Raw genomic sequence first — 13,224 nt, 5'->3', positions numbered from 1 at the left:
ACATGGCTCATATCATCACTTTCCTCTTCACTTTGGAGTAAGACGTTGTACTCCTTAAGAGGGGGGTGAGGTATACTTTAGCGCCATATTTAGGGCTAATTTAAGTTTTGACGCACAAAAAAACACGGACATCGAGTCCGTGTTTATGTACAATGCTTATAAATTAGTTCAACTTTCACTCATAAGACATTTCATATTTGGTCAATCCGACAGCATTTGCGTAAAGCGCTGCCTGTGTACGATCTGCCACCTGTAATTTCGCTAAAATCTGACTGACATGCTTTTTCACTGTAAATTCACTAATAAAAAGACGTGAGGCAATTTCTCTGTTGCAAGCGCCCTGTCCTAGTTCGATTAAGACTTCCTTCTCTTTCGGGGTCAATTCATCTGTCGGACTGCTTTCACTCATTCGCATCTTATCTTCCATCAGACCAGGATCATAATACTTTCTTCCTTTATGGACCAACTGGATAGCAAATAGTAACTCTTCTGGCAATGCCTCTTTCAGTACATATCCGTCTACCAGCACTTCCTCAGCTTTCAGAAAATCCTCTCTGCTTGCAGATGATGTCAGCAGAATAAACTTACTAACGATTCCACGAGCACGCGCTTTCTTGATGACATCAAGTCCTGATTCATCCGCTAGCTTAAGATCAATGAGTACAAGGTCAGGCTGCGTCTCCTCAATCACAAGAAGTGCTTCTTGGCCGTTCGTCGCCTCTCCAGCAAACTTCACATTCGGTTGCATCGAAATAACGGATGCCAGCCCTCTTCTAACTAGAGGATGATCATCTACAATGACGATTTTCATTAGAAACGACCTCCCGCCCTAAAGTTTATGCATTCTTTAATTCAGCTACACCCACAGGAATGGAAATCAAGATTCTCGTTCCCATATTTTCATTACTGGACAGCTGGAAGTCGCCACCTAGCGACTGCGTCAAATATTGCATATTCTTCATGCCAAGCCCACTCGCACTATCTTCGGATTCAATCCATAACAAATCAGTATCAAAACCAACACCATTATCACAAATCAATAATCGAATCCAAGTCGGCTTCAGAGACAGTTCTACATCCACTCGACTGGCAGCACCATGCCTGATGGCATTACCAGTGGCTTCGGAGATAATTCGAAAAAGCGCCTTGTGGTAAGGATAAGGGAGACTGAAATCATCTCCCGTTATTTTTAATTCAATATCAACATCATTTAATCTGGATAAGCTCTTCAAATGTGATCTTACCATACCGAGCCATGTAGGCCCGCCACTCTTCTTGGAGCTAAGACTGTAGATCGTGATCCGCAGTTCTTTAGCAACCTTTGTAGCAGAGTCATGAATAAGCTCAATTTGTTCTTCTAGCTCATGATCTGACATTCTCTTCCACGATTCCTTCAGCGAATGCGTCGCATACACAATACCAAAAAGGCTCTGGGATACACTGTCGTGCATTTCATCCGCAATCCGGTTCTGTTCGTTCGTGATGATCAACCGGTTCTCAATCACACCAAGCTCATGCCTTTCAAGAATATTCGCACTTAGCTCAGATAAGAATATCAATTGTTGAATATACCATCTGCGGCCTTCCAGCCCCTCTGTAGACTCCAGCTTGAGTCCAATCATCCCTACAAATCGGGTGCTCATCCGTACAGGCATCAGCAGGAAATCTCCTAATCCCGGAAGATTTCTAAAAATAGGCTCTCGCTGCAATCTCCATTCATGTTCATGTTTTCCCAGTTCTGAGAATAAGAACTGTTCCTCTTCCTGCTGCCAGCCGGTCTGCCTGCTCTGCGGTGCTGGTTCTCCGCTTTTCTTGGCGAACCAAAACAAAGCCTTATCTAGCTTCGTTAGCTTAACAACATAATCGGTGATCACTTGACCGATATTCATGAAATCATGTTGGCTTGAGGTTTCCACGATATGGTACAGCGATTTGATATGCTCCATCGTCTCTTTCGTGCGAGCATTCGATTCTTCACGTTGCCGCTTCATCCGATTAACGATCTGCATTATTATAACCGTAAGTACCAGTGTTAGAAACAGATTCCCATTTACAAATACAATTTCCAAAAAAGTTTTGTTCGCAGAATTGATAAAAAAATAACAGAGCACCGCAAAAATACTGATGTAACTTAAAAGCAGCGACCATCCAAAATAAATGGACAATGAGCCTGCAGCAATCAATACAGGGTTTAGCACATAGAGCCTAAAGGAACTCTCGTACCCACCGGTAAACAAAGTCAATGCAATAATTCCCACCATCTCAATACTAACAGCCAGGACGAGAGTCTTTGGCCTGCTTCGTAACCTCCGATAAAAAAATGAGAACGTTTGTGCAAACAGAAAGAGTATGGCAATAACAAGGGATTTATAAATTACGGAAGGTCCCGTTTTATCTAGAAGATACATGAGCGATGTGAGGGACAAAGAGAAGTACCTGTAATACTCAATCAGTTTGTCTTCTGCAGTTGGTTTGATTTTCATCCCACCACCCTATTCTCCAGTTTTTTGGAAAATGCGAGATTGTACTGTGCTCGATAAAAGCATCATACATGAGAAAAATCACAATAACAAGCTGACATTTCCCATGTTTGCGCTTCCATTTGAAAAATAGTTACAAAAAATTTATTATTTTTTTAGAAGATTTTATACCTAAAATTTGTAATTTTATCCACTATAGTTATAAAGAACTAACGTATTTATGTAATATTAATCCATAATTTTTAACATATCTCATAAAACGACAACAATTATATAATTATAACAATTCACATTGGGACTCTAGTAGTATGATGTCGATTTAAATGTTACTACGACAAAGCTGTGGCGCAATCCCCATATATTTTTTAAATAAACGTGAAAAATAGAATGGATCATTATAATGAAGCATGCCCGATATTTCTTTTACTTGTAATGGGGTATTTAGAAGCAGCTTTTTGGCCTCAGCCATTTTAAGACGGTGAATATATTCATGAAGCGGATACCCGCTACTACGCCGAACAAGACGACGAAGGGTAGACATCGAGATATGATGTTTTGCCGCAATTTGCTCTAGGTCCATTTCACCATAAATGCATAAATTCAGGTCCTCCCGAATCTGACGCATATAATCTGCCTGAGCATTCCAACTTTTTTCTTCTATTATAAAAGAACACTCCAATAGCATCCTTTCAACGAGTAGTGCGGCCCGATCCGCATCTGCAGGTTCTCCACTCTCCATTCGTTGTAGTACCTCTTCAAATAAGGTCGAAAGACCCATGATCGAATTCGCTTGGAACACATTCCCGCCAGCGATTAGACCCGACTCTAGCCATTCCGATACACGTGTCCCATTAAAATTAATATAATATTCATCCCAGCTCCCTCCAGGTGGTGGACCGAAATTGTAACTGTATCCTGGGCGAAAAAAGAATAAGCTGCCTTCACGCACCTGCTGTTCTTTCCCCGAAGTCTCCATATAGGTGCCACCACCAGATACTATGTAAACAATAGCCCAGTGTTCAAAAACTACGCCTGAACGGAATAACGTTCTTCCAGGCAAATGGCCGGCTTGTCCTACTCTAATATTTTTAAGCTTCAGCTTAGAGGACTCAACCTTCGGATCAATAATTCGTATTGGATATGGACTGATCATATAATCCATGCGCTTGGACATTATAGACATTCCCCCCTCTGTTTAGTAGTGATAAGGTTATTGTGAAGTTGATCATATTCTACATGAATAAGAGGTGTCCACGCTATGCTTAATCATTCTACACTACTGCTTCTGCCTAATCCGCGTGAAATCACATTGTCACAGGACTCATACCGTTTCCCAATAAGCGGAAGCATTGTGCTTCCTAGTACGGGAGAGGAAAGTTCAATGCCTGCTGCACAAAAGCTGCAAGCTGTGATTAAACAAGCCTTAAATCTTCATTTGACCTTATCTATTGGCACACGTCCAACGGTCGTATCCGCTTGTATCTTTAGCTATGTGCCGTCATTATCTGAGCAGGCATACGAAATAGTTGTTGATCAGAACGGTATCGTTGTCTCCTATAGCTCACCTGCCGGTGCCTTCTACGCAGTAGCCACTCTGAAACAAATCATTGAACAAAGCGGCAGATCTATTCCTCATCTGCATATTCGCGATGAACCTGATTTTGGAGCTAGAGGGATAACCGTTGATATCAGCCGCAATAAAATTCCAAAGCAAGAAACCTTGTACCGAATCATTGACCTTATGGCCGATCTGAAGATGAACCAGCTTCAGCTATATATAGAAGGTACGCCGTTCGCGTACGAATCTTTCCCTCAAGTGTGGGAGCTTGAGACTCCAATCACAGGAGAGGAAATCTTGCTTCTAGATGCCTACTGTAAGGCGCGTTATATTGAGCTTGTTCCAAACCAGAACAGCTTTGGACATATGGAAGGCTGGCTTTCCCGTCCTGAATTCAATGCTTTAGCCGAAATTCCAGAGGGATTTATGCTTCCCAAGGAATTGTACATGGGAGATGTATATCCAGAAGGACTATTCATGCATCCCGGTACGTTTGATACCGAAGATCCTGCCGTGCTCCCTCTGCTAGAAAAAATGTTCGATGATCTGCTTCCTTACTTCTCCTCTAATCAATTTAATGTAGGCTGTGATGAGACGTATGAGCTTGGTCTTGGCAAAAGCAAAGCGCTGGCTGAATCACAAGGCAAAGGTCAGATCTATTTATCTTTTCTTCAGAAGATTTATGAGCTTGTTACGAAACGCGGCAAGACGATGCAATTCTGGGGCGATATTATTATCCAACATCCCGAACTGATCCCTCACCTGCCTAAAGATATTATTGCTATGGAATGGGGTTACAGTGCGGAACATCCTTTTGAGTCGGATACCCTAAAATTCCGTGAAGCAGGCATTCCTTTCTATGTCTGCCCAGGTACCAGCTCATGGAACTCCATTACAGGGCGCAGCGACAATATGTTTGCCAATCTGCGTAGTGCAGCTATTCATGGCAAAAATAATGGTTCTATCGGCTATCTCATTACCGATTGGGGTGATCACGGGCATTGGCAGCATCTCCCAATCAGCTACACTGGATATGTTTATGGTGCTGCGCTTTCCTGGAATGTAGATAACAATCTAGATGTAGACACTGCAAAATATTTAAATACATTCATCTTCGCGGATCGTTCCGAGGGTATTGGTCAACTACTCCTTGATCTCGGCAATTACTATCAGCTTGAATCCGAGATTATTCGTTCAAATGATACGGAAATGTCCCTGCTTCTTCGTACTAATCTCGACAATTTGTTAATTGTAGAGAAACTTACCGAAGAGCATTTCAACAATCTCGAAGAATACATGCTCTCTATCGAGGCACGTCTCTCGGGGCTTGATCTTCAATGTGATGATGCTGATCTTGTTCTTAAGGAACTGAGTAACGGAATCCATTTTGTGAAGCACGCTGTGCAGCTTGGAAGAATTAAACTGCAGCTGGCATCCGCGCCAGATTCGATTGACCCTAATCTGATTACGGAGCAAATCAATGATTTGAATGTTCTACTTCATCAATATCGTCTATTGTGGACCGAGCGCAACCGACTCGGTGGCTTAGATCAAAGTATTTGGAGACTTCTACGTCTTAGAGGTCAATACGAAGCATTGAAATCGAAGTAATTTCCTCATCCTAGCTGCAATTGGCGAGTCGAACGTTGAATTTAATGTTTCCGACTCGCTATGCGCAGCTCTTCATATTGATTTTCAAGCATTTCCCGCTCCCGCTTTTCATGCTTTTCTCTGCCGATTCCCTCTTTCATGCTTTCCTCATCCTCATAGATTTGCCACAGATCAGAGAACAAATAATCTTTGATTTCTACTGTTTTTTCATTCAATATCCCATTGGTCCAAATAAGTCCCGCAGAGGTACGCATCACAATGCGGCCGTCTGGCGTTTCAGCCTTTTGCCCCATTCGAATAGTCATAAGCATTTGTCCAAAAGTATAACACTCCATTCGTCCTTAAACCTCCTAAATTTTAGTTGTAATGGAATAAAGAGAAGGATATAATCAGGGCGAAAGAACCAGTTTTTTTGCAATTTTATTGTAGGAGGGATGCAATGGATTGGCTAAATGATTACGAAAAAGAACTCAGCTTAGTATTTCAAGAAAGTAGAAAGATTATCTCCGAATTTCCTGAGCCTCTAAATTCACAAGGCATGTCCTATCTTGAACATTTTAACGTATTCAATGCGGAAAGCCACAAAAATTACATATGTTATCTATTGCCCTTTTGGCTTCAGAAAAGCTGTGGGCTCTCAGCAGAAATTACCCGTCAAATGTCGATGGGCAATGTCTTCTTCATGCTATATTTTTTCATACAGGATGACCTGATGGACAGCAAAGAATCCTCTACATACGAAAGATTACCTTTAGCGAACCTACTCTATGTTGAATTTTTGAATATCTACAGACTTTTATTTCCGAATGACTCCTCTTTCTGGACATCGTTCAATCGTTATATCGCTCAATGGGCAGACAGTGTTAGTAATGAAACCACCAGTGATTATTTTCTTAATGATCGGATCAAGATCCCTTATAAAGCCAGTCCGCTCAAACTATCCAGTACTGCTGCCCTTCTGCTATCTGGTAAGGATTCTCTTGTACCGCAGTCTGAGGAAATGATCGACTCTGTTCTACTTACACTGCAAATGCTTGACGACTATGAAGACTGGAACGAAGATTTATCAGAAGGCAGCTATAATTGTCTCCTCTCACTCACACGAAGCTATCTATCCACTGATAAAGCAACCACACTCACATCAAAAGAGGTCGAATTCTTTCTGTTTACAGCAAACGGACTACGTACCTATGCTGAGCTAGCGCAGGATACGCATCGCAAAGTAATGGCTTCCAGCTTAGATATACCTCATCTCCTAGCATTCCACTCCATGTTGGTGACGAACTTACAACAGATCTCAGATTCTATCGAAGCAGAAAAGCAGCTTTTACAAGGTGGAGGCTTGTTTTATTTTTTGTCAAAAAATATACAATAAATCTATTATTTTGTAATAAAAAGAATAGATTTAGCACAATTGCTATGTTATATTATTAAAGGTAAATATATACATTTTGGAAAGGGTGATTATTTTGTCAGAAGCAGTTCTTAGAAATCAAGTCATTCAAAAGGCATGGGAAGATCCAAGTTTTAAGCAAAGACTACTCGCAGATCCAAAAGCAGCTCTCCAAGAAGCGCTAGGCGTAATCATTCCCGACAGCGTTACCTTGAAAGCCGTTGAAGAAGGTTCAAATGAATTCTATCTTGTAATCCCACCAAGTCCATCATCAGATGTATTGAAAGCAACCGCAGCACCACGCGGTTCTTGGTAAGACAGCAGGATTAACCTCATAGGGAGTAGGAATCATCCGGAGCTTCTGCCAATGGCAGTATGGTAATGGATTCGGTTCCTACTCCTTTTTTGCTTGTAAATCTCACTTCACCTTGCATAGCTTCAATGATGCGGAAGGTGACCATCAATCCTAAACCTGTTCCTTTATTTTTCTTGGTGAAATATGGTTCTCCGAGTCGGTGCAGAACATCAGGGTCCATTCCTTCTCCGTTATCTTTGATGTGAATAATCACTTTATTATCTTCACCGTACACCGACATATAAATGAACCCTTCTTCACTGAATGATTCAATGCTGTTCTTGATAATGTTAATGAACGCCTGCTTAAATTTCGAGGAATTTCCTTTTACCCATAATTGGCCGGATACATCCAGAATCATTTTTCCTCCATTGATGTGACACAAGGGCTGCATAATACTCTCAATATGCTTGAATTCATCATATAAATTCAGACTAGAGATTGTCTCAAATTCTGGTTTAGCAAAGGTTAAGAAATCTGTAATAATATTGGATGCACGATCTAGTTCACTTAGGGCCATTGACATATAAATTTGCTCTTCGTTAACGGACTTCTCGCTAAGCAGCTGAAGAAATCCCCGGGTGACTTGTAGTGGGTTTCTTACTTCATGAGCTACGGATGCAGCAAGCTCGCTAATGATCTCCATTTTTTCCGAACGCTCCAATTCATTGTTGAAACGCTCTAGTTCTCTAGAGTAATTAACAACCTGTTGATGGTTATAGGCTAATCTTCGTTCCAGAATTACGATCAAGGAAATAATGAAAGCAACCAGCCCCCACTTCCACAAGAACAAATCATAATTCCCTTTTTGGATGTAATACCATAATAGCTCTGCAACTACAGTAAACGCAGCGGTTCCAAATCCAATGGCAAACACAATAGCATCTTTATTTCCTTTAAGAGAGAACATAACCACACATGCGATCAGCAGGATGAATTGGAGGATAAGGATAACCCCTATAATGGTGGTAGAAATAAAATAATAGAACTCAATATAGCGATTATTTGAAAGGAGATTGATTAAAAGACATAACAAACAAAAAGAAGAGTAAAGCACTTGAAATTGACGAAATTTTCGAATGATACTGAATTTACCACTACCGAATAATTTCTCAAATAAAAAGGTAAGCGCTGGGAGAAGTGAAAAAAGGGCTAAGTCTAGGCAAACGTTACTAATTGGCCCCAATTTATTGTAAAAGGTATAGATGAAGGGGGAGTAGGTTATAGAAAGGATTCCGGTAGCCGCTATAACCACTGCTAGTGAAGCAACACTGGAGAAATAATCTCTGTTTATGTATAGAGCACTTATAAATAGAACGATAGCCACCAGAAAAAAAGCGCAGCCCAAAATCACATCACTTAGTCCATTCTCAATATATTCATTAATTAATTGACTATGTTCACCGATCATTACACTTTTTTTAATTCCAATTCTGTCTTGCATGGTTTCTGTCCAGATATATAGTGTTTTCCCGTTATCTTCTTTACTTAAAGGCAACAGCAAAGAATAGTTATCCTTGATATATTTACGATTTTCCTCGAAGATCAAACGATCCTCCACATACACTCTCACATGAAGAGCATATAAAGTATCGATATACACCGAAGGAGACACATAACTTAAATCGGGTAAGGAAATGCGGGTCCAAGAAGAGGATACTCCTGAAGGTAACTCTGGGAGTTCCTTCTTAGAATCTACGTTCATCCAGCTTTGCTGGCCTTCACTCCACGGAATCTCTTGTCCTGCATTTCCTGTTTCATCCCCCCATTTCATTTGCCACTTTGTAATTTCTTGGGATGGATTTGGGTTCGCTGCCGATACAATAATAGAGCCACAACCTATCAGGAGGAGTGAAAGGGTGATTGTAATGTGGAGTATTCTAACCATCAAGCGCATATAGGCACCTCAGAAGGAAGTTTCAGAAACAATATTCTGTGTGTTACTACTTCGCTCACTATGCTACCCTTTCCTTCTAAAAAACGGAATAATCATTAAATTCTCCTAATTTTTTCTAGCCGTTGGCAATTTAATGATAATCTCCGTTCCTTCCCCCTTCTCACTATGAAACTCAGTTGTCCCTTCCATCGCCTCAATTATTCGGAAGGTTACCATAAGTCCAAGTCCTGTTCCTTTTGTTTTATTAGAGTAATAGGGCTCACCCAATCGGGCCAGTTCACTACCATTCATCCCTTCTCCATTATCACGTACACTAATCATTACATGGGCTTCGGATTTCCAGGCAGTAACTCTAATAAGTCCATTATCCTGCAAAGCTTCGATGCTATTTTTTATAATATTAATAAACGCTTGTTTAAATTTGGCAGATGATCCAATTACGCAGAGTTCCGACTGCAGGTTGAGTTCAATGACTCCCCCTTGCAAATTCGCAAGCGGAGCGAGAATACCCGACACATGCCGTAACTCCTCGGATACATTAAGCCTCTCAATGGTCTCTAACCCTGGCTTAGCAAAGGTAAGGAAGTCTGAGATAATAACCGTAGCTCTATCCAGTTCTGCGATAGCCATCTGCATATACTCCCTCTCCTTATAATCTGAGCGTTCTCCTAGGATCTGAAGGAAACCACGGGTTACCTGTAAAGGATTCCGTACCTCATGCGCTACAGAAGCTGCCAATTCACTTATAATCTCCATTTTCTCGGAACGCTGTAAATCATTATTAAACGTCTCAAGCTTACGAGAATATTCAACGAGTTGTTCATGGTTTCTCGTAAACCTTCTCCCCAGAATGACGATTAAGGATAATACGAAAACCATCATCCCCCACTTCCACCAATATAATTGATAGGATTCTCTGGATATGTAGTATACGATCAATTCGACAAGAGATATAAATGCAAAGATTGTAAATCCTGTAGTAAAAACAATAGCATCCCCATTGCCGCGATAAGTATGAATAAACGCTAAGCTTACCAATAATATAAATTGCACAATCATAATGATGCCTAGAACGTTAGCAGTCATCAATCTATAAAAGTCTTCCAGCTGATACGACAGAAGGATATTAATAACCATTAGTGAAAGACAGAAAATAGAATAAACCAATTGAAACTTACGGAATCGGGTGACGATTTGTTTTTTCCCTGAACCGAATATTTTCTCAAAATAAAAGGTTACTGATGGCAACAAGGTGTACAATGCTAAATCAAAGAATACAAGCACGATTTTCCCATAATCTCCGAGGATGATCGGCAAAAACGAAGAATACGTAACCACTATGACTCCAATGGATAAGAGAATTAACACCAACAAAAATCCGGCCGTAAAAAATCCTTTTCTCAAGAATAATGAACAAATAAACAGGACAATAGCTATAAAGATAAACGTCATCCCAATGATGATATCCATTAAGCCCTGCTTCACATAAATGGACAACAGCTCACTGTAGCGATCTACTCTTATTTCGCCTTCTATTCCTAAATCTTTGCTTCCTCCGTGTGTCCATATGTATAGTTCCTTTCCTCCATCTTCTGTGGATAAAGGAATTAGAATTTTGCTGCCGTTGAAATTGTATTTATTCTCAGAATCATATACTAACGCGTTATTCACATAAGCTTTGACGCTATTTCCATATACCTTATTAATGAATAACGCGGATTTCTCGCTCATTTGCGGCAAAGAAAACCGGAGCCACGCTGAGGATGTACCTTTTGGCATCTCTGGTTTGTGATTATGAGGCGTTACGCGAATCCATTCATCATCTGAAGCTGCTACAGCTTCTTCGACAGTCTCTGCTTCTGTATTTCCAAATCTAATCTCCCAACTTGGCAGCGCAGAGTCTGATGATCCAGCACTCACTATCGCCGCACCGTAAGGCACTATTGCTGTTAGCAATAGAAATAATAGCAAAGTAGCCGCTATCTTTGGTTTTGGCAACTTCATCGTAGCACCTCAGTAATTCATTAGTTGTTTAAATGATCATATATGATTCTTAATTTCGACAACCTTCGCACTATTCCTGCCTATTCTTGTAAATTTTCTCGAAAAAAGACGTTATTTATCGGCGTTATTTCCCTGATTATTTATAAAACGATTCGATCATAGGCAATCGGGTAAAGATACATATGAGAAGTCCAAATCTTAACCTACCGAGGGAGTGAACGGCTATGGAAGATACACCTAATAAAACTGAAGCCGATTTTGCATATGAACGTTATATACAAGCTGATATTGATGTAGAGGATGTTGTCAATGAAGATGCCGACCCCGTGTTGGTTGGCGATAAATATTTGGCGGCGGATATTGGTTTAAACCAACCTGAGGAAACACTCGAAAGAAATGACTTACTGGAATCCGATGCATTCCTCGCCGCTGAAACGGCAGGACTAACAAGTAGCGATAATGCTGAGGACGAGGAGCTGCTAGAAATGGAAGAGGAGGATCCGCCATTGGAAGATATTCCTGATGCAGATGAGGTGTATCCTGGATCCATCATCGACCCTGCTTCACCACCAGTAGATGGCATGCCTGGAACGGACGTCTTAAATGGATCACAGGGAGATTAGACTATATAAAGCCGCCGGGCTAGGATCCGGCGGCTTTATTTGTTTTTCAATATGAGCACTTTCCTCCGTAAGGGTTACTCTTGAGCTGCCGGTTATTCTGCTGAACGCGCTGCTGCAATTTGGGAATCCAGCTTACGGGTCTTAACCAATACCGCTGCTACAAGCAGCATCACCCCATTGATCACAAACACCCAGCGGATCTGGATAAAAGCCCCAAGTAAACCGCCTATAATAGGCCCGGCCATTGTCGCGAGTTGAGATGCCGCTTGGTTGAGACCAAAAGCACGTCCGCGAAACCCGGGCTCAATCACTTGTACAATCATTGCATTTACAGATGGAAGCACACCTGCATAGAACAAGCCGTAGGCAAAACGAAGAACGGCGAATTCCACATACCCTGTAACAAAGAATTGCAGAATATTACCGATACCTCCACCGATTAATCCAATGAACAAGATCATCCCGAAGCCCTTCCGGCTTCCGATTCTCCCCCACTGCGGAGCCATTAGCACAGTAGCAATACCCACAGCGGAGAATACAATTCCTGAGCTTAGCGAGGCGCTGCTTTTGGCGATTCCCATGTCTAGCAGATGTATCGGAATAAGCGGCTCCAGAATCATAACAGAAAAGGTGCTTATCCCCGCCAGCGATAGCAAAGTCATAAATGCGCGATTCCTTCGCGCTTCCTTGATATCATCACTTACATGAGACCTCGGAGCAGATCGGTCAAAATTCTCTTCTTTAGCAAAAAAAGTAGCAATAAGTGCCGAAACGAGTACAATACCTGCTGAGAATAAAAAAGCAACCCGATTGCTTGTGTAAAAGCTCACTACACCGCCGATCAATGGACCAATGATACTGCCCGTTGCTCCGGCTGTAGACATAATACTCAGCGCATAACCGGTCTTATCCTCAGGTGTGTTCGTAGCCACCATGGCTATCGCAGCCGGAACAAATCCAGCAAGCAATCCTTGTAGTACGCGCACGATCAGAAAGACGTAAGGATCATACACGAAGTAATTAATCAGATATAAGGCTGCCAAACTGAAGCCCGAGCGAATAAGCATCGGCTTCCGACCATATTTGTCGGCGAGGGAACCCCAGTAGGGAGAAATTAAAGCGCTGGCTAGAAAGGTTATGCCAAAGCTAACCCCAGACCAAATTTCCAAATGATTCGTAACCCCAAGCTCGTCACTCAAAAAAATAGAGAGGAACGGAATAGAGATCGAATACGCCGTACTACAAAAAAAGACACCCACCCAAAGCACGATCAAGTTCCGTTTCCATGAAAAGCGCATGATCT

The 13,224-nt window shown here is 41.5% G+C and carries 11 protein-coding genes; 4 read left to right on the top strand and 7 right to left on the bottom strand.

The genetic code is table 11. The annotated features are described in order from the left end of the window. Positions 1 to 175: 175 nt before the first annotated feature. The 3 genes from MKX60_RS24015 to MKX60_RS24005 all read right to left on the bottom strand — a co-directional run bounded on the left by MKX60_RS24015 (position 176) and on the right by MKX60_RS24005 (position 3,654). Positions 176 to 811, bottom strand: a complete 636-nt coding sequence (locus MKX60_RS24015) for a response regulator (protein WP_042185164.1) — start codon at positions 809 to 811, stop codon at positions 176 to 178. A 25-nt stretch (positions 812 to 836) separates the two neighbouring features. Then, positions 837 to 2,483, bottom strand: a complete 1,647-nt coding sequence (locus MKX60_RS24010; RefSeq protein WP_042185158.1) for a sensor histidine kinase — start codon at positions 2,481 to 2,483, stop codon at positions 837 to 839. 316 nt (positions 2,484 to 2,799) lie between these two features. Beyond that, the gene (locus MKX60_RS24005; RefSeq protein WP_076283894.1) at positions 2,800 to 3,654 is read right to left on the bottom strand and encodes an AraC family transcriptional regulator; all 855 of its coding nucleotides are present in this window, start codon (positions 3,652 to 3,654) and stop codon (positions 2,800 to 2,802) included. 84 nt (positions 3,655 to 3,738) lie between these two features. Between MKX60_RS24005 and MKX60_RS24000 the strand changes: the two genes are divergently transcribed. Further along, on the top strand, positions 3,739 to 5,649 hold the full coding sequence (locus MKX60_RS24000) for a family 20 glycosylhydrolase (protein ID WP_341061221.1): 1,911 nt from the start codon (positions 3,739 to 3,741) through the stop codon (positions 5,647 to 5,649). A 41-nt stretch (positions 5,650 to 5,690) separates the two neighbouring features. On the opposite strand, the gene MKX60_RS23995 is transcribed toward MKX60_RS24000, so the two are convergent. Next, positions 5,691 to 5,984, bottom strand: coding sequence for a hypothetical protein (locus MKX60_RS23995; RefSeq protein WP_341061220.1), 294 nt, complete (start codon positions 5,982 to 5,984; stop codon positions 5,691 to 5,693). Positions 5,985 to 6,088: 104 nt separating this feature from the next. Here MKX60_RS23995 and MKX60_RS23990 point away from each other — a divergent pair, with 104 nt between their 5' ends. Continuing rightward, on the top strand, positions 6,089 to 7,024 hold the full coding sequence (locus MKX60_RS23990) for a hypothetical protein (protein ID WP_076299134.1): 936 nt from the start codon (positions 6,089 to 6,091) through the stop codon (positions 7,022 to 7,024). A gap of 94 nt (positions 7,025 to 7,118) precedes the next feature. Next, a complete protein-coding gene (locus MKX60_RS23985; RefSeq protein WP_170880314.1) occupies positions 7,119 to 7,358 on the top strand; it encodes an NHLP leader peptide family RiPP precursor in 240 nt (79 codons plus the stop codon). 16 nt (positions 7,359 to 7,374) lie between these two features. On the opposite strand, the gene MKX60_RS23980 is transcribed toward MKX60_RS23985, so the two are convergent. Next, positions 7,375 to 9,285, bottom strand: a complete 1,911-nt coding sequence (locus MKX60_RS23980) for a sensor histidine kinase (RefSeq protein ID WP_256716275.1) — start codon at positions 9,283 to 9,285, stop codon at positions 7,375 to 7,377. A gap of 114 nt (positions 9,286 to 9,399) precedes the next feature. Next, positions 9,400 to 11,298 carry an ATP-binding protein gene (locus tag MKX60_RS23975; RefSeq protein ID WP_341061219.1) on the bottom strand — a complete coding sequence of 633 codons (1,899 nt, stop codon included), beginning with the start codon at positions 11,296 to 11,298 and terminating at the stop codon, positions 9,400 to 9,402. A 224-nt stretch (positions 11,299 to 11,522) separates the two neighbouring features. Between MKX60_RS23975 and MKX60_RS23970 the strand changes: the two genes are divergently transcribed. Next, the gene (locus MKX60_RS23970) at positions 11,523 to 11,921 is read left to right on the top strand and encodes a hypothetical protein (protein ID WP_076283888.1); all 399 of its coding nucleotides are present in this window, start codon (positions 11,523 to 11,525) and stop codon (positions 11,919 to 11,921) included. A gap of 92 nt (positions 11,922 to 12,013) precedes the next feature. Here MKX60_RS23970 and MKX60_RS23965 read toward each other — a convergent pair whose 3' ends face one another. Further along, on the bottom strand, positions 12,014 to 13,219 hold the full coding sequence (locus MKX60_RS23965) for an MFS transporter (protein ID WP_341061218.1): 1,206 nt from the start codon (positions 13,217 to 13,219) through the stop codon (positions 12,014 to 12,016). Positions 13,220 to 13,224 lie beyond the last annotated feature (5 nt).

Origin of the sequence: Paenibacillus sp. FSL R5-0914, from assembly GCF_038004525.1 — a bacterium.
In the GTDB taxonomy this organism is placed as follows: Bacteria; Bacillota; Bacilli; order Paenibacillales; family Paenibacillaceae; genus Paenibacillus_AQ.
This window is presented reverse-complemented; position numbering and strand designations above follow the sequence as displayed.